General features: G+C 62.6%; 18 protein-coding genes. 6 read left to right on the forward strand and 12 right to left on the reverse strand.

What is annotated here, in order from left to right; translation table 11 throughout:
• Positions 1–271: 271 nt before the first annotated feature.
• A complete protein-coding gene (locus tag NKH30_RS16130; protein ID WP_352619465.1) occupies positions 272–586 on the forward strand; it encodes an antibiotic biosynthesis monooxygenase family protein in 315 nt (104 codons plus the stop codon).
• A gap of 46 nt (positions 587–632) precedes the next feature.
• Here the strand turns inward: NKH30_RS16130 and NKH30_RS16135 are convergent, their stop codons facing one another.
• A complete protein-coding gene (locus NKH30_RS16135) occupies positions 633–1775 on the reverse strand; it encodes an alpha-hydroxy acid oxidase (protein ID WP_352919930.1) in 1143 nt (380 codons plus the stop codon).
• A gap of 69 nt (positions 1776–1844) precedes the next feature.
• On the reverse strand, positions 1845–2867 hold the full coding sequence (locus tag NKH30_RS16140; protein ID WP_352996191.1) for a LacI family DNA-binding transcriptional regulator: 1023 nt from the start codon (positions 2865–2867) through the stop codon (positions 1845–1847).
• A 538-nt stretch (positions 2868–3405) separates the two neighbouring features.
• Between NKH30_RS16140 and NKH30_RS16145 the strand changes: the two genes are divergently transcribed.
• The 4 genes from NKH30_RS16145 (at position 3406) to NKH30_RS16160 (ending at position 7728) form a co-directional block, all read left to right on the forward strand.
• Positions 3406–4368, forward strand: a complete 963-nt coding sequence (locus NKH30_RS16145) for a sugar-binding protein (protein ID WP_352614994.1) — start codon at positions 3406–3408, stop codon at positions 4366–4368.
• Between the two features lie 112 nt (positions 4369–4480).
• Positions 4481–6025: a sugar ABC transporter ATP-binding protein gene (locus NKH30_RS16150; RefSeq protein WP_352614992.1), complete on the forward strand. Its 1545-nt coding sequence runs from the start codon at positions 4481–4483 to the stop codon at positions 6023–6025.
• 23 nt (positions 6026–6048) lie between these two features.
• The gene (locus NKH30_RS16155; RefSeq protein WP_023677502.1) at positions 6049–7044 is read left to right on the forward strand and encodes an ABC transporter permease; all 996 of its coding nucleotides are present in this window, start codon (positions 6049–6051) and stop codon (positions 7042–7044) included.
• Positions 7045–7197: 153 nt separating this feature from the next.
• Complete coding sequence (locus NKH30_RS16160) at positions 7198–7728, forward strand: DUF2231 domain-containing protein (RefSeq protein ID WP_352472336.1); 531 nt, start codon at positions 7198–7200, stop codon at positions 7726–7728.
• 91 nt (positions 7729–7819) lie between these two features.
• On the opposite strand, the gene phnN is transcribed toward NKH30_RS16160, so the two are convergent.
• From phnN to NKH30_RS16205, 9 genes are all read right to left on the reverse strand, one after another.
• The gene (phnN, locus tag NKH30_RS16165; protein ID WP_352472335.1) at positions 7820–8449 is read right to left on the reverse strand and encodes a phosphonate metabolism protein/1,5-bisphosphokinase (PRPP-forming) PhnN; all 630 of its coding nucleotides are present in this window, start codon (positions 8447–8449) and stop codon (positions 7820–7822) included.
• Entirely contained in the window at positions 8446–9585 is a 1140-nt protein-coding gene (locus tag NKH30_RS16170; RefSeq protein WP_352682268.1) for an alpha-D-ribose 1-methylphosphonate 5-triphosphate diphosphatase, read from the reverse strand. The genes phnN and NKH30_RS16170 overlap by 4 nt, the downstream gene beginning before the upstream one ends.
• A gap of 79 nt (positions 9586–9664) precedes the next feature.
• A complete protein-coding gene (locus NKH30_RS16175) occupies positions 9665–10372 on the reverse strand; it encodes a DUF1045 domain-containing protein (RefSeq protein WP_352996131.1) in 708 nt (235 codons plus the stop codon).
• Positions 10373–10520: 148 nt separating this feature from the next.
• The gene (iolB, locus tag NKH30_RS16180) at positions 10521–11333 is read right to left on the reverse strand and encodes a 5-deoxy-glucuronate isomerase (protein WP_352832629.1); all 813 of its coding nucleotides are present in this window, start codon (positions 11331–11333) and stop codon (positions 10521–10523) included.
• Between the two features lie 2 nt (positions 11334–11335).
• Positions 11336–11554, reverse strand: a complete 219-nt coding sequence (locus tag NKH30_RS16185; RefSeq protein WP_352453009.1) for a DUF3329 domain-containing protein — start codon at positions 11552–11554, stop codon at positions 11336–11338.
• Positions 11555–11595: 41 nt separating this feature from the next.
• The gene (iolE, locus tag NKH30_RS16190; protein WP_352996133.1) at positions 11596–12513 is read right to left on the reverse strand and encodes a myo-inosose-2 dehydratase; all 918 of its coding nucleotides are present in this window, start codon (positions 12511–12513) and stop codon (positions 11596–11598) included.
• Positions 12514–12557: 44 nt separating this feature from the next.
• On the reverse strand, positions 12558–14402 hold the full coding sequence (iolD, locus tag NKH30_RS16195) for a 3D-(3,5/4)-trihydroxycyclohexane-1,2-dione acylhydrolase (decyclizing) (protein WP_352996135.1): 1845 nt from the start codon (positions 14400–14402) through the stop codon (positions 12558–12560).
• Between the two features lie 34 nt (positions 14403–14436).
• Positions 14437–16371: a bifunctional 5-dehydro-2-deoxygluconokinase/5-dehydro-2-deoxyphosphogluconate aldolase gene (locus NKH30_RS16200; protein ID WP_352996137.1), complete on the reverse strand. Its 1935-nt coding sequence runs from the start codon at positions 16369–16371 to the stop codon at positions 14437–14439.
• A gap of 199 nt (positions 16372–16570) precedes the next feature.
• Positions 16571–17299 (reverse strand): SDR family oxidoreductase, encoded by a 729-nt coding sequence (locus NKH30_RS16205; protein WP_352996139.1) that lies wholly within the window; start codon positions 17297–17299, stop codon positions 16571–16573.
• A 138-nt stretch (positions 17300–17437) separates the two neighbouring features.
• On the opposite strand from NKH30_RS16205, the gene NKH30_RS16210 reads away from it, so the two are divergent.
• Complete coding sequence (locus NKH30_RS16210) at positions 17438–18328, forward strand: AraC family transcriptional regulator (protein ID WP_352996140.1); 891 nt, start codon at positions 17438–17440, stop codon at positions 18326–18328.
• Here NKH30_RS16210 and NKH30_RS16215 read toward each other — a convergent pair.
• The gene (locus NKH30_RS16215; protein WP_352540037.1) at positions 18325–19170 is read right to left on the reverse strand and encodes a MurR/RpiR family transcriptional regulator; all 846 of its coding nucleotides are present in this window, start codon (positions 19168–19170) and stop codon (positions 18325–18327) included. The two genes, NKH30_RS16210 and NKH30_RS16215, sit on opposite strands and share 4 nt — an antisense overlap.
• Positions 19171–19298 lie beyond the last annotated feature (128 nt).

Here is a 19298-nt window from a genome sequence, read left to right on the forward strand (position 1 = left end):
CAGCGAGACGCAGATTATATCTTCGAACTGCGGCCAACATCCTGTCACCCGCGAACGGCGTTAACAGTGCGTTTCATTGCCGGTCGGAAGGGTGTACCGATTGAGATCGAGCGTCATCCTCTTCCTGGCGAAATAGCGCCAGAAACGGAGCTTTCGGCCAGAGGTGACTGAAGCCAACCTTCCGATTTTTCTGTACACCTGTTCGAAGGGTTCGAGGTGCGTTAGGGCCTCGCATATTCGAGGTTTTCAGTTCTTTCACGGGGGAACGTAGATGACGGCATTCAACAGCGTCCGTTTCCGGGTCAAGCCGGGTAGTGAAGACGAATTCGTCGAACTGTTCAGCAGCGCTCCGCGCAATTTCGAGGGATTGCGAAAAATGGCTCTCATCAAATCGGGAGATGGCGCCTTCTTCTCGATTGGAGAGTGGGACACGTTTCAGCATATGGTCGATGCCAGGCCCAAAATGCTGGGCAATCTTGATCGGTTCCGGCATACGTTGCAGCAGCTTGAGGGCGGATATACGGATGCTGTTTCCGGCGAGGCTGTCTTCGAAACGGACGGCAGGAGCAGCGGCAGGTCGGTATAGTTTCGCACTTCGAAAAGCTTATGCCGTGCGCCACTTCCCGGCTCTATTACCTAAACCGCACATTCCCCCTGGAAAGCTCTGCCACTGACCTGCATCCCATCAGCCGCATGTCGCGTTCGATCTCGGTTCGCATCAGGCCGAGCGCCCGTTCGACGCCGGCCTGCCCGGCGGCTGCCAGCGGGAAGAGATAGTAGCGCCCGACGCCGACGGCCTTGGCGCCCAACGACAGGGCCTTCAGCACATGCGTGCCGCGCTGGACGCCGCTGTCGATGATCACGTCGATCTTGTCGCCCACCGCGTCGACAATCTCCGCCAGTTGGTCGAAGGGGCTGCGCGAGCCGTCCAGCTGTCTGCCGCCATGATTTGACAGAACGATGCCGGTGCAGCCGATGTCTACCGCCTTTCTGGCATCGGCGACGCTCATGATCCCCTTCAGGCAAAACTGGCCGTTCCAGAAGCGGACCATGTCTTCGACGTCCTTCCAATCCAGCGATGGATCGAGGATCTCGGTGAAATAGCGGCTGATGGAAAGCGCTCCGCCACCGAGATCGATATGGCCGTCCAACTGCGGCAGGCTGAATTTTTCGTGCGTCAAATAGTCGATAGCCCATCTCGGCTTGATCGCGAACTGCATCATGCCGCCGAGCGTAAGCCGAAAGGGGATGGAAAAGCCGGTCCGCAGGTCACGCTCGCGGTTTCCGCCGGTGACGCTGTCGACCGTCAGCATCATCACCTCGACGCCGGACGTCTTGGCGCGCTCCATCATGGCGCGGTTCAGGCCGCGATCCCTGTGAAAATAGAACTGATAGACCTGCGGCGTCCTGTGCTTGCGGACTTCCTCCAGGCTGATCGTGCCGAGCGACGAGACGCCGAACATCGTGCCGAACTTCTCCGCCGCCGCGGCGACGGCGCGCTCGCCGCTATGGTGAAACAGCCGCTGGAGAGCCGTCGGCGAACAATAGACCGGCATCGCCAGCTTCTGGCCCATGACGGTGACCGACATGTCGATCTGTCCAACGCCGGCAAGGACGTTGGGGACGAGATCGCAGTCCTCGAACGCCGCCGTGTTGCGCCGCAGCGTCGTCTCGTCGTCCGCGCCGCCATCGATATAATTGAAGATCGGACCTGGCAGGCGCTGTTTTGCCAGCCGGCGGAAGTCCTGAAAATTGTAGCAGCTTTGCAATCTCATGAAATCAATCGGGTATATGCCGGGCCCGATGTCAAGCCTGTGCCATTGTCGATCGCCGGCGCTCTCGCCTCAGCCCGCCAGAGCGCCAACCGACTCCCGCTCCACCAGCGGGCATTCGAGCTTGGTGATGGGATAGCGGCCACGACCGGGAGCAGCGGGGACTTCGAGCTGCTCGATCGCCCATTGTCCCATCGCCATATGCGGCAGGATCGACGTCGTCAGCGGCGGGAACAGATGCCGCGCGATCTCCTCGTCGTCATAACCGATCACCGAAATATCCCGGGGGATGTGCAGGCCGGCCTCCTTCAGCGCCTCGTAGCAGCCGATTGCGGTGCGGTCGTTCTGGCAGAAGATCGCGGTCGGCCGGTCCTTCAGCGCCAAGAGCTTGACGGTCGCGGCATAGCCGGCGCTCGCCGACCAGTCGCCTTCGACGACCAGCGCCGGGTCGAACGGAATGTCGGCCGTCGCCAGCGCCCGGCGGTAGCCCTTCAGGCGGTCCTGCGCCGCTTGCATCCAGGGCTCTCCGGTGATGGTGGCGATACGTCTGTGCCCATGGCTGATCAGGTGCCGGGTCGAGCTCTGGCCGCCGGCGATCTCGCTCGGCACCACGGCGGGGAAGGCATAGTCGGCGGTGTAGCAGTTGAGCAGGATGACCGGAATGTCGAGGCCGTAGAGATAGTCCGGCGCGACGATCTCGCGGGTGAAAATGGTCATGTAGATCAGCGCCGAAATGCCCCGCTTGGTCAGTGCCGCGATGGCCCGGGGCTCCATCATCTCGTCGCCCATGGTCTGCGCCACCAACACTACATTGCCGGCGTTCCACGAGGCTTGCCGCGCCCCTTCAATGGCGACGACCGCCTCCGGGCTGGTCGCCAACTGATCGACGGCGAAGCCGATCACGCCATCCAGCCCGTCGAATGCGGCAACAGGGGCTCGCAAGGCAGAAAACACCGGCGGCGAATAGCCCAGCGTTCGTGCGGTCTCAATCACCCGCTCTCGGGTTTGCTGCGACAGCCTTATGCCCGGCGTGTTGTTGAGGACGAACGAGACCGTCGCCTGCGAACAGCCTGCGGCCCTGGCGATGTCGGTCATGGTGACGCGGCCCTTGGGGTTTTTCCCGGACGGCTTTCGCCGTCTGGTACCCTGAAGGACCGCATCCCGAAGTGGTTCGTTCACGTCGTTAGTCCCTCGAATTTCGCATTTATAAGGCAAAGCGCTACTAATAGATATAATCTACCCTCTTACGCGATTTAGTCGCCAATCCCAAGCGGCAACGATTGGAAGACCTCTCTTTTGTGGCGAGGATCCCCCGATCCACTAATACTCTTTACTAATATCTGGCATCCCTATAACGTCAATCCATCATGCCCGGACGACATCGGACCGTGCGTGTTCGGAATGCAAGCCAGCCTGGTATCGGACGGTTCCCGTCAGCCGAAGTTCGCCTGCCGTTTCGGGAAATGTCAGACAAATCGGACTATTTACGAACGGCGAATGAGTCTCTAAAGTCGATGATCGCGGCTGGAATGGCGTCGTTCCTCGCTGCCGGAACCCTGAGGAGGAGGGCGTCCAAGCCGCGTCGGCACGTTCATCATCAGCGAAAATTACTAAGTCAAATGGGAGGTTGAATATGAAATCTGTAATACGAAATGCGTCCGTCGCCGCTGCGGCCCTGCTGCTCGGCCTGTCCGTCAGCGCAATTGCGCGGGCCGACGACAAGCCGACACTGGCCTTCGTCGTCAACGGCGCTTCCGATTTCTGGAAGGCGGCCGAAGCCGGCGTCAAGAAGGCTCAAGGCGAACTGCCCAAATACAATCTGGAGCTCAAATATCCGGAGCAGTCCTCGGTCGCCATCCAGCAGCGCCTGATGGACGATCTGGTGACGGCCGGCGTGAAGGCGATCATGGTCTCGGCCGTCGATCCCAAGACGTCGACCGACGGGCTGAACAAGATCGCCTCGGAAACGGCGTTGTTCACCACCGACAGCGACGCACCGCAGACCAAGCGTGTCGCCTATATCGGCTCTTCCAATGTCGATGCCGGCAAGCAGGCGGCAGAGATCGCCAAGAAGGCAATGCCTGACGGCGGCAAGTGCCTCGGCTTCGTTGGCCTGCTCGGCGCCGACAATGCCAAGGAACGTATCCAGGGCATGAAGGAAGGTCTCGCCGGCACCAAGATCGAATTGGTCGACGTGCGCGGCGACGACATCGATCAGGCTCGCGCCAAGAAGAACGTCGAGGACGCGCTGGTCGCCAGCCCTGACGTCACCTGCATGGTCGGCTTCTATTCCTACAACACGCCGCGCATCTATGAAGCGCTGCGCGATGCCGGCAAGCTCGGCCAGATCACCGTCGTCGGCTTCGACGACGATCCGATCACGCTGGGCGGCGTCAAGGAAGGCACCGTCGCCGCCACCGTCGTGCAGCAGCCCTTCGAATGGGCATATCAGGGCATGAAGCTGATGGCTGCCTATCTCGAGGGCGATAAGTCGGGCATTCCCGCCGATGGCCTGATCATCATCCCGACCAAGATCATCGGCAAGGACGATGTCGACGCCTACGCCGCCAGCCTCAAGGCGATGTCTGGAAACTGAGCAAATTAGGTTGCGCCGGCTCAAGGTTCGTCTTGAGCCGGCGTTCTATTGACGGGCCTCGCGAGGCCCGTCAGTCTGAGACCAAACGGCTCACCGGCTGCTGTCAGGCGTGATGAATTATTCCGACCCATCCATCGTTGCATCCACGGCCGCTCCGTTCCTGAGCCTCGACGGTGTGCGCAAGACCTATCCCGGTGTCGTCGCGCTGGACGGATTCTCGATGGACGTAAGGCCCGGCGAGGTCATCGGCCTGGTCGGCGAAAACGGCGCCGGCAAATCGACGCTGATGAAGATCCTCGGGGGCGTGACCAGGCCGGACACCGGCACCATCACCGTCGATGGCGTCGCCCATGACGGGCTGACTGTCGAGGCAAGCATCGGCTCGGGCATCGCTTTCGTCCACCAGGAACTCAACCTGTTCGAAAACCTCGACGTGGCCGCCAATATCTTCTTTGGCCGCGAACCGCTGCGCGCCGGGCCGCTCAAGCTCGTCGACCGCGCCAGGCTGCGAGCGCAGGCGGCGCCGCTGCTCAAACGCGTGGGCGCCAATTTCTCGGCCGATACGCCGGTGTCGGCGCTGTCGCTGGCGCAGCAGCAAATGGTCGAGATCGCCAAGGCGCTGTCGATCGAGGCAAGGCTGGTTATCCTCGACGAACCGACCTCGAGCCTGCCGATCGCCGAAACCGACAAGCTGCTCGGCGTCATCAAGGCGCTGAAGGCAGACGGCATCAGTGTCATTTTCATCTCGCACCGCCTTCACGAGGTCGAGCGCGTCGCCGACCGCGTCGTCGTGCTCAGGGACGGAATGCTCGCCGGAACCTTGCCGAAGAGCGCGATCAATCACGACCAGATGGTCAAGCTGATGATCGGCCGCATGCTGAAGGAGCGCGAGAAGGCCGCGGAATCGGCGCGCCCGCCGGGCTCTGTCGCGCTGTCGGTCAAGGCCATTCGCACCGCTGCCTATCCCGACCGGCCCGTCGACCTCGATGTCAGGCATGGCGAGATCCTCGGCCTCGCCGGTCTCGTCGGCTCCGGCCGGACGGAGCTGGCGCGCGTCCTGTTCGGCATCGACAAGAGCTTTGGCGGCTCGTTCCAGCTTGACGGAAAAGATCTGGTTCTTGGTTCGGCCGCGGACGCAGTGGCCAACGGTATTTTCCTCGTCCCCGAGGATCGCAAGCTGACCGGCATCCTGCTCGACCTGTCGATTGCCCAGAACATTTCGCTGCCCAATCTGCCGGCGCATTCGCGGCGCTCGCTGGTCTCGGCCGGCGCGGAATCCGCCACCGCCGAGAAGCAGAAGACCGATCTCGGCATCAGGGCGCCCTCCGTCCAGACGCGCACCGGCACGCTGTCCGGCGGCAACCAGCAAAAGGTCGTGCTGGCCAAATGGCTGGCGATGAAGCCGAAGGTGATGATTCTTGACGAACCGACCCGCGGTATCGACATCGGCGCCAAGGCCGAGATCTACGGGCTGATGCGGGCGCTGGCCGATGCCGGCGTCGCCGTGCTGATGATCTCCAGCGACATGGAGGAGGTGATCGGCGTTTCCGACCGCATTGCCGTCATGCATGAAGGCCAGATCTCGGGCATTCTCGACAAGGACCGGTTCAGCCAGGAAAACGTGCTGCTGCTGGCGGTCGGCAAGCAGCCGAAGTAGTTCGCAGGCACTGGGAGAAGACGATGAGCAAGAAAGATCTCGGCCTGCTGATCCTGATCCTGGTGGTCGGCGCGGTGGTGGCAATCATCAACCCACGCTTCCTGCTGCCGATCAATCTCGCCAACACCTCGAACCTGATCGGGTTGTTCGGCATCCTGTCGATTGGCCAAGCCTTCGTCATCATCACCGGTGGCATCGAATTGTCGGTCGGCTCGGTGGTTGCGCTGCTCGGCGTGCTGTTCATCGACTTCATCGCCACGCGCGGCATGGCCTGGCCGGTCGCCCTGCCGCTGATCCTGGTGCTCGGCGGCATCATCGGGCTGGCGCATGGCTGGCTGATCACCCGGCTCAAATTGCAGCCTTTCGTGGTGACTTTGTGCGGCCTGTTGATCTATCGCGGCGTGGCGCGCTTCTACACCGCCGACGGCACCGCCGGCTTTGCCTTCGGACAGAACTTCCCGGAACTCGAGTTCCTGACGGCGGGGCGGTCCTGGGGCGTGCCGAACAGCTTCATCGCGCTGATCGTCATCGCCGTCGTCATGTGGGTGGTGTTGCACCGGTCGGTGTTCGGGCGCTATCTCTATGCCATCGGCAAGAACGAGGAAGCGGCAAAATATTCCGGCATCCGCACCGGCCGCATCGTCATGGCCGCCTATGTCATCTGCGGCGTGCTGACGGCGCTGTCAGCTATCTATTTCGCCATGTACACACGCTCGATCTCGCCGGCGAGCCACGGCCAGTTCTACGAGCTCTATGCCATCGCGGCCGCGGTGCTCGGCGGCTTCTCGCTGCGTGGCGGCGAAGGCTCGCTGATCGGCGTCCTGCTCGGCACCGTGCTGCTGCAGGAGCTGCAGAACCTCGTCAACCTGCTCGGCATCCCGTCCTCGCTCAACTTCGCCGTCATGGGCGGGGTGATCCTCATCGGCGTGCTGGTCGACCAGCAATGGGGCGTGTTCAGGGCGCGGCGGCGGATGCTGGAAGCCACACGCAAGGGCGTGGCGGGTGCTGCCGCTGAGTGACGCAAAAATAGCTGGATGAAATACGCCGACTGCCATGGCAGGTGGCGTGAGAGAGTCAGCCGGAGCTTCGCGACAGCAGTTCAGGTCGGTCTCTATTTGGAACGAAACCCGTATCTGAGCGTTTATTTAAGCTTTGCTGCGCGGAGGCCTCCCATGCCCACGAATCCAGTTAGTACCGCCAAAGTAGGAACTCACCCCCTCCACCCGATGCTGATACCTTTTCCTGTCGCGTTTCTTGTCGGTGCGTTTGTCACCGACCTGGTTTTCTGGGGGACTGCCGATGCCTTCTGGGCACGGGCATCGATGTGGCTGATCGGGGCAGCCATCGTAATGGCCCTTCTCGCTGCGACAGCCGGTTTTATCGACTTCCTCAACGAGCCGCGCATTCGCGCCTTGTCCGACGCCTGGTACCACATGCTGGGCAACTTGACCGCGGTCGTTGTGGCACTGATCAATTTCTACCTTCGCTATGCGCAAGGCGCCGAAGCCGCGGTCCGCCCATGGGGTGCGCTCTTGTCGTTCATAGTGGTCTGCATACTGCTGTTCACCGGCTGGAAGGGCTGGGAGATGGTGTATCGGCACCACGTTGCAGTTCTGGATACACCAGCGGATGCGCCAGCGAAGCCTTCGACAACCACTGCCACGGATACTCGTCACGCTGGTCGGGACCGGCACGCCGCATGAGGCCATAATCCCGAAAACTGGATACCGATTTCCAAAAAGATATCGGTTAGACAAGTAGCGCCCATACCGAATGCATCGGATGGGCTCTACTTCAGATAAGGCCCGACATGTCGGAGAAGGCCATGGCCTTGCGCAGCACCTCGGCGAAGCGCTCGCCGGCGGCTTCACGAGGGCCGCTATTGTCGATCGAGGTGACACCCGGTCCGGACAGCGCCACATTGGCACTGCGCGCCAGCCGTGCCAGCACTTCGCCGCGCGATTCGCGACCCCGCAATGCCAGCCGCTCGGCCAGGATATCCGGTGTAGCCGTGATCTCGACGACCGCCAGATTGGCGTAGCGCTCCCGCAGCGCCGGGATGATCGCGCGCGAGACGTTGGCGATCGCGACACGGCCGTTTGAGACCGACCAGTCGACTTCGGCCGGGATGCCATAGCGCAGGCCATGCGCCTCCCAGGAAATCGCGAAGGCGCCATCCGCTTCGGCCTCGACGAAGGCAACGTCGGCGAGCGTGTCGTGATCCTCGGTGGCCGCATCGCTCGGCCGGGTGATCACCCGGCGCACGAACTCCAGCCGGCTCTCGTCGGCAAACACGGCGCGCGCATAGCCGATCACCGTGTCCTTGCCGGCACCGCTCGGCCCGACGACGGCGACGAAGACACCGTCGCGGATCGGAAATCTCGCGGCGGACAATTCACGCTCGACCGATGCCGACACCATCATGCGACCCGGCGTCCCTGCCGCCAGACCGTGCGGACGACCGGGACATGGTCGTCGACGCGCACGCGAACCAGATCGGCGCGCCGGCCGGGCTCGATGACACCGCGATCGGTGAGGCCGACCGCCTCGGCCGGGTTCTTCGAGACCATCGCCACCGCCTGTGGCAAGGAAATGCCCTCGACCACGTCGCCGAGGAAGAAGGCTGACTGGATCAGACTGAAGGGAATGTAGTCCGACGACAGGATATCGAGCAGGCCATCGCCGGCCAGCGTGCGGGCCGAGACATTGCCCGAATGCGACGCGCCGCGCATGACGTTCGGCGCGCCCATCAATACGCCGAGCCCTGCCTTTTTCGAAGCCCGTGCTGCCTCCTCGGTGGTCGGGAACTCGGCGACGCGCACACCTTGCTCGATCGCTTCGTCGACATGGCCGACGGTCGCGTCGTCATGGCTGGCGAGCACGATGCTGCGCTCATGACAAGCCGCGGCGATGAAGCTGCGGTTCGGGCTCGAATTCCTCGCCGATTCCGCCATCCGCTTTTCGCAGAATTTCTGGAAATCGCGATCGGTCAGCTTCAGCTTGCGCTGGTAGTAATAGGCGTAGGTTTCCAAATTGACGAACTGGCGCTGTCCGGGCGCATGGTCCATCAGCGACGCCAGCCTGACCCGCTCGTCGCCGTCGAAATTGGCGAAGGCCGTGAGGCAGTCCGGCGCCGAAACCTCGCAACGCAGATGGAGGAAATGGTCGGCCCTGAGCCGGTCCTGCTGTACGCTGTCCTCGATCGCGTCGGCCAGCTTGCGTATGTCGGCGGCCGTCAGGTCGGCATCCTCGTCCATGCCGACACGCAAGGCGTCGAGCACGGTGGTAATGCCGGCGGTCGCCACCTGGGCGTCATGCGCGAGCACGGCTGCGATCGGGTTCCAGCGCACTTTCGGCCGCGGCGCGTAATGGCCTTCGAGATGGTCGGTATGGAGCTCGACCAGGCCAGGGATGATGAAGTCGCCGCCCATGTCCTCGCCGCTGCGGCCAGCGCCGGGATCGATGGCGGCGATCACCCCGTCGCGCAGCACGATCGACCCTTCGACGATCTGGTCGGCCAGCACGATACGGGCATTGTCAAGAACGGTCTCGGCAGTCATTTCAGGCAGTCCTTGCAGCATTTTGCAGCCAATTGAAAATGAATTGGCGTCGCACTATCCGGTTAAAGCAAATAGCCATTTAGGCAGTTCTTCTGGCCGGGTGGCGCCCGAGCGCGTGATGCGACAGCACCATGAACGGCGCACCCGGTTCAGTTTCCACAAACAGCGTCAGCGCGTCCACCGCCACCGGCCATTGCAGCACGTCCGTAAACAGGCTGTCGATTGCTAGGCGAAGACGAGGGCTTTCCTGTGACGACACCCGGCCGGACAGCGTCATATGGAAGCGAAACGTCTCGAAGACATAGGGATAGCCCCACTGGCAGAGATTGCGGAACTCGTCGGGCTTCAGCGAATCGGGGCTGCGCCGTTCGATCTCGGCTTCCGTCAACGGCGCGCGGAAGCGGTCGAAGTCGCGCACAACGTCGTCGGCGAAGCGGTTGAGCGCCGGCAGCGGTGCTTCCGGCACCAGCGCGAAGAAGCCGTCGATCTGGCTGACGACGAGGCGCGGGATCGTAACCAGCGGCGTCGCCTCGGCAAAATCGTCGAGTGCTGCACGAAGCGACGTTTCCGTCTCGTTGGAGGCCAGTCTGAAGGGCGCCTTCAGTGTCGCATGAAAGCCATAGCGGCGCGCCGAGGCGGTATGGAAGGCAACTTCTGCCGCCGACAACTCGCCCGCAGCCTCGACCGGCTTTGTGGCGGCACCGAATGGGTCGCGGGCGAGCCAGTCGGCAGCGATCCGTGCCAGCGGTTCGTCCTGTCGGGGGGTGAAATAGATCGCGTAGCGCATCGAAAGTCCTCGTCAGCCCCGCTGCCATAGGTGATTTCCATGACGAATTGACGAAGCTTTGCGGCGTTTTCGGTAACAAAACCACACAGCCGGGTCGTTAGCCGACGATTTTTCGCTTGGACCAGCGGTTGGGGCGAAGGGGAAGTGGTTAGGCCTTCATCAGCCATTCGTGCTCGGGCGCGTTGTGGAATTTCCACGTCCGCTTCGGTCCGGCCATGACGTTGAGATAATAGAGATCATAGCCGTGGCAGGCGGCGCAGGGGTGATAACCCTTGGGGACCAGCACGACGTCGCCGTCCTCGATCGCCATCGCCTCGTCGAGCGAACGAGCACCGTTCTCGTCGGCATCGGTGTAGACGCGCTGGAAAGCAAAGCCCTGTGGCGGGTTGAGACGGTGGTAATAGGTCTCCTCGAGATAGGATTCAGCCGGCAGATTGTCCTGGTCGTGCTTGTGCGGCGGATAGCTCGATGTGTGGCCGCCGGGTGTGATGACCTCGACCACCAGCAAGGAATCGGCCGGCTTGCCCTCCGGCAGGATGTTGGTGACATAGCGCGTGTTGGTGCCTTTGCCGCGAACCTCCTGGCCGAGATCGTCGGGCGCGATGACACGGACCTGCAGACCGCCGCCCAGTCCTGGCGCTGAACAGACGGCAAGTTCGAGATCGGTATCGGCGCTCACCGACCACTCCGACCCCTGCGGCACATAGACCGACCAAGGCTTGCCTTCGAACGGCGACATGCGTTCGCCCAGCAAGCCGAGATCCTTGCCGCCGGCCTTGGCCTTGCCCTTGCCGGTGACGAACACCAGGCAGACCTCACGATCCGCGGTTTGCCCGGAAGCGCTCTCGCCGGGCCTGAGCCGATGCAGATCGAAGCCGACATAGGTCCAGCCGGCGTTTTGCGGCGTCACATGAGCGACGCGGCCGTGGCCCTTATTGGCTTTGACGAGCAGCTTCGACATGGTCATTCCTTCGGTTCGGCGTCCGCCGATGACTTGTCCTCGTCAGCCGGCTTGTAGAGATAGAAGAATTGCCAGACGGCATAGCCGGCGAAGCCGAGCGCGATCACGCCCCAGAACGGCGTGCCGGTGGCGAATTCGATCACCGACCAGACCAGGCAGACCGCGACAACGGCAACGCGCCGCCACAGCGGCCGGAAAAACGGGTGCTCGGAGTCTTTCATCGGATCACCCCCGGCATCGGATCAGCCCTTCCTCGCGAGCCTCAAGCATTGGGAAAGCCCTGTGTCTCCACCGTATAGCCGGCCGCTGTCATCACCCGCATCAATTCCTTGTAGCCGACCTGCGCCATCTTGAGCGGCGGGTTCTTCTTCGGATCCTGCTCGGCCTCGACCACGAACCAGCCCTCATAGCCATGGTCGGCGAGCCTCTGGACGATGGCGCCAAAGTCCAAGGAGCCATCTCCCGGCACGGTGAAGGCACCAAGCGCCACCGCATCGAGAAAGGATTGCCTGCTACGATCCAGCTTGTTGATCACCTCCATGCGTACGTCTTTCACATGCACGTGGTTGATGCGCCGGTGGTGGTTATCAATAGCGCGCAGCACATCGCCGCCGGCAAAGGCCAGGTGACCCGCGTCGAGCAGCAATGGAATGCCTTCTCCCGAATAGCGCATGAAGGCATCTAGCTCTGGCTCGGTCTCAACTACTGCCGCCATATGATGATGGTAGGAGAGCGGCATGCCTTGCTCTGCACACCATTCGCCGAACTGCGTGAGCCGCCGGGCGTAGGCTTTCATTTCCTCGTCCGAAAGCCTGGGCTTGCCGGCGAGCGCCTTCGAGCGGTCGCCCTGGATGGAGCGGCCGACTTCACCATAGACGATGCATGGCGCGTTCACCGCCTTGAACAGGTCGATCATCGGCTGGATACGATCCTTGTTCTTCGCCATGTCTTCGTCGACCAGCGTCCCCGAGAACCAGCCGCCGCAAAGCGTCACGTCGGCCTCTTTCAGGATCGGCAGCATGATTTGCGGATCGTTGGGAAAGCGGCGGCCCATTTCCATTCCGGTAAAGCCAGCCGAGCGCGACTGGCGCAGGCACTCCTCCAGCGACACATCATCGCTGAGTTCGGCAAGATCGTCGTTCCACCATGCAATGGGGGACATGCCCAGTTTGGCTTTCAAGTCGTCACTCCAGTTTCAGACATTCGAGGCGCGTTCGCGGATGGCTAAAGAACCCGCCCGCTCAGCGCTTCCTCATATTTCTTGCGCGCCGCATTCACTTGCGGCCGTGCCGAGACTTCCGGCACTGCGACATCCCACCAGCTTCCACCGGCCTCGGTCGAAACCAGCGGGTCGGTGTCGATGACCAGCACGGTCGTTCGCGTGTTCTTCTTCGCTTGCGCCAGCGCCGTTTCCAGCCCGGCGATCGATGGCACTTTTTCGGCAATCGCACCCATGCTCGCAGCATGCGCGGCGAAGTCGATCTCGGGCAAGGTTTCGTGACGGGCGTCCTTCAGCAGATTGTTGAAGTTGGCGCCGCCGGTCGCCATCTGCAACCGGTTGATACAGCCATAGCCGCGGTTGTCGAGCAGCACGATGGTCAGCTTGAGGCCGAGCATCACCGAGGTCGCGATCTCGGAATTGAGCATCAGGTAAGAGCCGTCGCCGATCATGACCACGACCTCTTCGTCCGGCTTGGCCATCTTGACGCCAAGCCCGCCGGCGATTTCATAGCCCATTGTCGAGAAGCCGTATTCTGCGTGGTAGGAGCCGGGCGCGCCCGCCTGCCATAGCTTGTGCAATTCGCCGGGCAAGCCGCCGGCCGCATGAAGCAGTACCACGCCGGAGCCCATGGCGCGCTGTACTGCGCCGATCACTTGCGCGTCGGACGGATAGGCGGCATTGGTCGACGCCGTCACCTTGTCGGCATCCGCTTGCCAGCTCTTCTTGCCCGTGATCGCATTGTCGGTCCAGCCTGAAGGGGCTTTCCAGCCTTTCAGCGCCGCAGCGAGTTCGGCGAGCCCTTCCGCCGCATCGGCGACCAGCGGCAGCGCCTGGTGCTTTCCGGCGTCAAAAGGCTGCACGTTGAGCCCGATGATGGTCCTGCCGGCATGCTTGAACAATGCCCAGGAGCCGGTGGTGAAATCCTGCAGTCTGGTGCCGACGGCAAGCACGACGTCGGCCTCTTCGGCCAGCCTGTTGGCCGCCGAAGTGCCGGTAACGCCGACCGCGCCCATGTTCAACGGATGATCGTCCGGGAGCGAGGATTTGCCGCCTTGCGTCTCACAACCTGGAATGCCGGCGCCTTGCACCAGTTTTGCCAGCTCCTCGGATGCCTGCGAATAGAGTACGCCGCCGCCCGCGATCACCAGCGGCTTTTTCGCCGCTTTGAGTACCGCGACTGCGGCCGCCAGTTCGTTGCGGTCCGGGCGCTGCCGTCGCGGCGTCCAGAGTCGCTCGGCAAAGAAACTCTCGGGGTAGTCATAGGCCTCGGCCTGCACGTCCTGGCACAGCGCCAGCGTCACCGGGCCGCATTCGGCGGGATCGGTCAGCACCTGCATGGCGCGGTTGAGCGCCGGCATGATCTGCTCCGGCCGCGTGATGCGGTCGAAATAGCGCGACACCGGGCGGAGGCAGTCATTGACCGTCGCCGTGCCATCGGAAAAATCCTCGGCCTGCTGCAGGACGGGATCGGGAATGCGATTGGCGAAGACGTCGCCAGGCAGAAACAGGACAGGCAACCTGTTTACATGCGCAAGTGCCGCAGCGGTCACCATGTTGAGCGCGCCGGGGCCGATCGAACTGGTCGCGGCCATGAAGCGGCGGCGGAAATTGGCCTTGGCGTAGGCGATCGCCGCATGCGCCATTGCCTGCTCGTTATGGGCACGGAAGGTCGGCAGTTCGTCGCGAACCTGGTAGAGCGCCTCGCCGACGCCGGCGACATTGCCGTGGCCGAAGATCGCCCAGACTCCGCCGAAGATCGGCACTTTCTTGCCGTGCATCTCGGTCATCTGTCGGGCAAGAAAGCGGGTCAGCGCCTGCGCCATCGTCAGGCGGATTGTCTTGGTCATGTCGGTTCCTCCGCAGTGCTTATGTCGCGCCTTCTTATGCTGCTTTGCGACCGCGCGCGGCAAGCCATGCCTCGGTCAGTTTTTCGAAACGCGATGCCATGTCGGCCACCGCCTCCTCGTCCGACATCTTGCCGGCAAACCATTGTTCGGCCGCGTTAATGAAGATGGTGCGGCCGACAGCGAAGCCTTTGACGATAGGCGCCTTGGCGGTGGCGGCGAAGGCCGCTTCCAGCTCGTCCTGCGGCGCTTCCAGGCCAAGCAGCACAATTCCACGGCACCACGGATCGTGCTTCAGGATCACCGCCTCGATCTTTGCCCATGCGCCGGCCGATGCCTGCGGTTCGAGCTTCCACCAATCGGGCTTGATGCCGAGTGCGTAGAGTTCCTCGAGCGCGCGCGGGATGGTCATGTCGTCGAGCCTGCCGTGCTTGCCGGCGATGATCTCGACCAGAAGTTCTCTGCCCACTTTCCGCGCGGCCTCGAACAAAGCGCGCAGTTTCTGCTGCTGTTCGCTCTTCAGCGCCGCGGGATCGTCGGGATGATAGAAGCACAGGCACTTGATGCAGTGGTCGACCGGCCATTCGGCCAGTTGCGAACCTATGTCTTGCGAGAACTCGAAGCGAAGCGGCCGCGAACCCGGCAACTCGACCGGCCGGCCGAGCCAGGCGAAGGAATGGTGGGCGAATTCGAACATCGCCTCGCGTCCGTATTTTTCGTCGAGCAGCATGCCGTAGCCGGCGCGGCCAGCCGCAACCTTGGCCGCAGCCTTGACCGTCAGCACCTTGAAAGCCGGGATTCGCGACGGATCGGCGCCGGCTTTTGCCGCGACATCCTCCAGCTGGACGCGGTGGTCGCAGGCGAACGCCATCAGCGAGGGGATGTCGCGCCGGCGCGTGGTCGCCCAATGGATGTGATTGATCGCCTCGTCCTTGCGCAGCGCCAGATGCTTGCTGCCGTTTTTCAGGAAGAACTGCAATTCCTCGAAAGTCGGGTATTCCGGTGCGCAGAGGAGCCGCGACACGGCAAAGGCGCCGCAGGCATTGGCCCAGGTCGCCGCCGTCGCCAGGCCTTCCTCGCCGAGCCAGCCGCGCAGGAAGCCCGACATGAAGGCGTCGCCGGCGCCGAGCACATTGTAGACCTCGATTGGAAATCCCTTGCCGACGATACCGTCCTCGAGGTCGTCGCTGATCGGCCCGTCATAGACGATGCAGCCCATGGCGCCGCGTTTCAGCACGATGGTTGCCGCCGACAGCGAGCGGATGGTTTTCAGCGCGCTCAGGCAATCGTCTGCGCCCGAGGCGATCATGATTTCCTCTTCGGTGCCGACGATGAGATCGCAATCGGGCAGCACCGTCTTCAACTGCGCCGAGACGCGGTCGGATTTCACATAGCGCTCGAAGCCTTCGGCGTGGCCGGCGAGACCCCAGAGGTTGGGGCGGTAGTCGATGTCGAACACCACCTTGCCGCCCTTGGCTTTCATGACACGGATCGCCTTGCGCTGGGCGGCGTCGCTGTTGGGCCGTGAAAAATGCGTGCCGGTGACGACGACCGCGCGTGCCGAAGCGATAAACGCCTCATCGATATCGTCTTTCGAAAGCGCCATGTCGGCGCAATCGCTGCGATAGAAGATCATCGGCGAGACGCCTTCATCCTCGACCGACAGCAGCACCAGGGCGGTCAGCCGCTCTGGATCGGTCTTGAGACCTTGGACCGAAACGCCCTCGCGGGTCAGCTGCTCGCGGATGAAGCGGCCCATCTGCTCATTGCCGACGCGGGTGAGCAGCGCCGAGCGCAGGCCGAGCCTGGCAGTACCGACCGCGATATTGGCCGGACAGCCGCCGACCGACTTGGCAAAGGAAGTAATGTCCTCGAGGCGCGAGCCGATCTGCTGGCCGTAGAGATCGACGGAAGCGCGGCCGATGGTGATGATGTCGAGCGGCGCATGTCTCGCTTCCACGGCTTCGCCCATTCGAACCTCCCATCGGCTTGTTGTATTGGGTAACACGCGCGAGCGGCAGCGTGGCGCCGGCAATATGAAATAATAATTCCAATCCATAGTCAATATGGAACGAGCATTCCCAAGGCTGAAAAGTGCTGTGCAAGGCTCGCGCGTTCAGAAACTTTGAAGTCAGACGAACGTCAAGTGTCTACCACTGAAACCAGCTGATTTACCAAGGAAGCGGGCCATCATCGTTGAAGTACCCGGCGGTCGGGCCATCGGCGTCCAAGGTCGCCAGGTGAATGACGATCTCGGCCGCCTGCTGCACCGTGCGGTGACCTTTATACCCGTTGAGATCGGTGGCAGTGTAGCCGGGCGCCGCGGCGTTGACCTTGATGCCTTGCGGCGCGAGCTCCCTGGCGAATGCCACCGTGATGGCGTTCAAGGCTGTCTTGGAGCTGCCGTAGCCCATCATGTTAACGGCGTGGTTCGCAGTGGCGGGATCGAGCGCCCGGCCGATGGACCCGGTGGAGCTGCTCACCATCACGATCCGGGCAGCAGGTGCTGCTAGCAGCAGCGGCAGGAATGCCTGGGTCACGCGGATCGGGCCGAAGACATTGACGTCGTAGGTGGCCTGGATGTCGGCGATCCGCTGCTGGCTCGGCGGCAGGTCGTAATTGATGGCGACGCCGGCGTTGTTCACCAGCACGTCGAGGCAGGGGCTGGCCTGCCTGAATGCCTCGGCTGCCGCCTTCACACTGTCATCCCGCGTGACTTCCAGCTCAAGCCACTCCACGTCGAGGCCTTCGGCGCGCAATGCCTGCGCCGCCGCCATGCCGCGTTCGGCGCTCCTGGCGCCGAGCCAGACCTTGAAGCCCATGGTCGCCAGTCGCCGGGCGATTTCACGGCCTATACCCTTGTTGGCGCCGGTCACCAGCGCGCTTTTCGATGTTCTCATAATCGGTGTCTCCATTTTTCTTGTGGAAGACCCACAAATGGTGCGAGGCAGCGGGGGTTGCGCGCCGGAAATTCTCCGGCTCTTGCCTAATCCTCTCACGCTGTTGCGCCGCCGGTGCGAATGCGCGATGCTGGCGCAATGAGCGAAGCGCTGCAGGAGTTGATCGAGATCGCCAGCCGCCATGCGCGCGGGCGACGAACAAGAACGGCGGTTCCCCGCGTTTCGATCGGCCGCAGCGAAGTCGCCACGCCGCCATTGTCAGGGGTGTGGGGGTCGGGGATCTTATTCGTACTGCAGGGCGCGAAGACGGTTCTGATCGGCGACCGGGCTCTTCGTTACAATCCGGCCAGCTATTTCATCTATACTGTCGAGACGCCCACCATCAGCCAGATAATCGAAGCGAGCGCGGCGCGTCCTTACCTGGCCATTGGCTTGACCCTTGACCTGCAGGCCGTCGCCGCGCTCCTCGTCGAGCACGCGCCGGCCCTCAGTGGCGACAGTTTCTCCACCTCTCCCGCTGATGACGATCTGCTCGACGCGTTGCGTCGAATGCTGCGGCTGCTTGACCGGCCAGCGGAGATTCCCGTGCTCGCGACCATGATCGAGCGAGAGATGCTGTTTCGGCTCCTGCAAGGCCCCCAAGGCGGAAAGCTTCGTGAACTTGCGCGCGCCGATGGCCATCTGTCCCGGATTGGCCGGGCGATCGCCTGGATCCGTTCGCATCCCCATCAGCCGGTCCGGGTCGGCGATCTGGCCGAGATTGCCCGTATGAGCAGTGCTGCGTTTTATCGTCACTTCAAGGCGGCAACGGCCATGAGCCCAATCCAGTATCAAAAGCAAATCCGCTTGCTGGAAGCCCGCCATCTGCTGATTGCCCAGCCGGGCAACGTCGCACGTGTCGCCTTCGCCGTCGGCTATGTGAGTGCTTCCCAGTTCAGCCGGGAGTATGCCCGCCAGTTCGGGTCGCCGCCTGTACGCGACGCAGCGCGGCTTTCGGCAGAAGGCGAAACGGCAATAGAGGTGATCTAAGGCTTGCGCTTGCGGCCGCTATCGCGCCGCTTCTCGCCGACCGCGACGGTCAGCGCCATAGCCAAAGCCATCGTCGCCGACAGCGAGCGGAAGCCGGCGAAATCGGCCTCGGCGACCTCGAACCAGACCCTGGCGAATTGAGCGAGTGGCGAAAAGGAGCTGTCGGTAATCGCCACGATCGGCACGCCTTGCTCCGAAATGACGCGCGCCTCCTCGATGGTGGCCGGGGCATAGGGCGAAAAGCTGATGGCGATCACGGCGTCCCTTGGAGAGGCAAAGCCGATCATCTCTGCATTGAGGCCGGCGGCCGATTCGATCAGCTGGTTGCGGATCTTGAGCTTGCCCAATGCATAGGCGATATAGGAGGCGACCGGGTAGGAGCGCCGCTTGGCCAGCACGTAAATGGTTTCGGCCTTGGCCAGCACGGTGATCGCATCTTCGAAATGGTCTTCATTCAGCGTGCGCGAAATGTCGTTGAGCGAGGTACTGGCTGCGGCAACAAAACCGTCGAAAATCGCGCGGTGGCCGGCGCCTTCCTCGGCCTTGGCGCGCAATGCCGCCAGCCTTTCATCATAGGATGAGTTGCGCTCGCGCAGGCGCTCGCGAAACACCAACTGCAGGCTGGTGAAACCATCAAAACCAAGCTGCTGGGCAAAGCGGATCAGGGTCGAAGGCTGGACACCGGCGGAAGCGGCGATGCTGGCAGCGGTGCCGAAGGCGATATCGTCTGGGTTGTCGAGCGCATAGGCGGCGATCTGGGCGATACGTTTCGGCAGGCTCTGACGCCGCTCCAGTATCGTCGCCCGCAGCGTCTCGAAATCGCGCGGCACCCGTTCGTCCATCGTCGCTCCGCCCAGGCTCATCGTCTGGTTCCCTCTGTGGCCCATCATAGCGGGCCTGTGCAAGAACACCATAAAAAATGAGACAAGCGTTCCATCTGCAGACAAAATGGACTAATTCATCCACACAA

The organism is Mesorhizobium sp. M1273 (assembly GCF_040318195.1).
GTDB lineage: Bacteria > Pseudomonadota > Alphaproteobacteria > Rhizobiales > Rhizobiaceae > Mesorhizobium.

Excerpts from the sequence above, each read along its gene's own strand:
- NKH30_RS16130 (WP_352619465.1), top strand. The coding sequence starts at position 272 with ATGACGGCATTCAACAGCGTCCGTTTCCGGGTCAAGCCGGGTAGTGAA.
- NKH30_RS16135 (WP_352919930.1), bottom strand. The coding sequence starts at position 1,775 with ATGAGATTGCAAAGCTGCTACAATTTTCAGGACTTCCGCCGGCTGGCA.
- NKH30_RS16140 (WP_352996191.1), bottom strand. The coding sequence starts at position 2,867 with ATGACCGACATCGCCAGGGCCGCAGGCTGTTCGCAGGCGACGGTCTCG.
- NKH30_RS16145 (WP_352614994.1), top strand. The coding sequence starts at position 3,406 with ATGAAATCTGTAATACGAAATGCGTCCGTCGCCGCTGCGGCCCTGCTG.
- NKH30_RS16150 (WP_352614992.1), top strand. The coding sequence starts at position 4,481 with ATGAATTATTCCGACCCATCCATCGTTGCATCCACGGCCGCTCCGTTC.
- NKH30_RS16155 (WP_023677502.1), top strand. The coding sequence starts at position 6,049 with ATGAGCAAGAAAGATCTCGGCCTGCTGATCCTGATCCTGGTGGTCGGC.
- NKH30_RS16160 (WP_352472336.1), top strand. The coding sequence starts at position 7,198 with ATGCCCACGAATCCAGTTAGTACCGCCAAAGTAGGAACTCACCCCCTC.
- phnN (WP_352472335.1), bottom strand. The coding sequence starts at position 8,449 with ATGATGGTGTCGGCATCGGTCGAGCGTGAATTGTCCGCCGCGAGATTT.
- NKH30_RS16170 (WP_352682268.1), bottom strand. The coding sequence starts at position 9,585 with ATGACTGCCGAGACCGTTCTTGACAATGCCCGTATCGTGCTGGCCGAC.
- NKH30_RS16175 (WP_352996131.1), bottom strand. The coding sequence starts at position 10,372 with ATGCGCTACGCGATCTATTTCACCCCCCGACAGGACGAACCGCTGGCA.
- iolB (WP_352832629.1), bottom strand. The coding sequence starts at position 11,333 with ATGTCGAAGCTGCTCGTCAAAGCCAATAAGGGCCACGGCCGCGTCGCT.
- NKH30_RS16185 (WP_352453009.1), bottom strand. The coding sequence starts at position 11,554 with ATGAAAGACTCCGAGCACCCGTTTTTCCGGCCGCTGTGGCGGCGCGTT.
- iolD (WP_352996135.1), bottom strand. The coding sequence starts at position 14,402 with ATGACCAAGACAATCCGCCTGACGATGGCGCAGGCGCTGACCCGCTTT.
- NKH30_RS16200 (WP_352996137.1), bottom strand. The coding sequence starts at position 16,371 with ATGGGCGAAGCCGTGGAAGCGAGACATGCGCCGCTCGACATCATCACC.
- NKH30_RS16205 (WP_352996139.1), bottom strand. The coding sequence starts at position 17,299 with ATGAGAACATCGAAAAGCGCGCTGGTGACCGGCGCCAACAAGGGTATA.
- NKH30_RS16210 (WP_352996140.1), top strand. The coding sequence starts at position 17,438 with ATGAGCGAAGCGCTGCAGGAGTTGATCGAGATCGCCAGCCGCCATGCG.
- NKH30_RS16215 (WP_352540037.1), bottom strand. The coding sequence starts at position 19,170 with ATGGACGAACGGGTGCCGCGCGATTTCGAGACGCTGCGGGCGACGATA.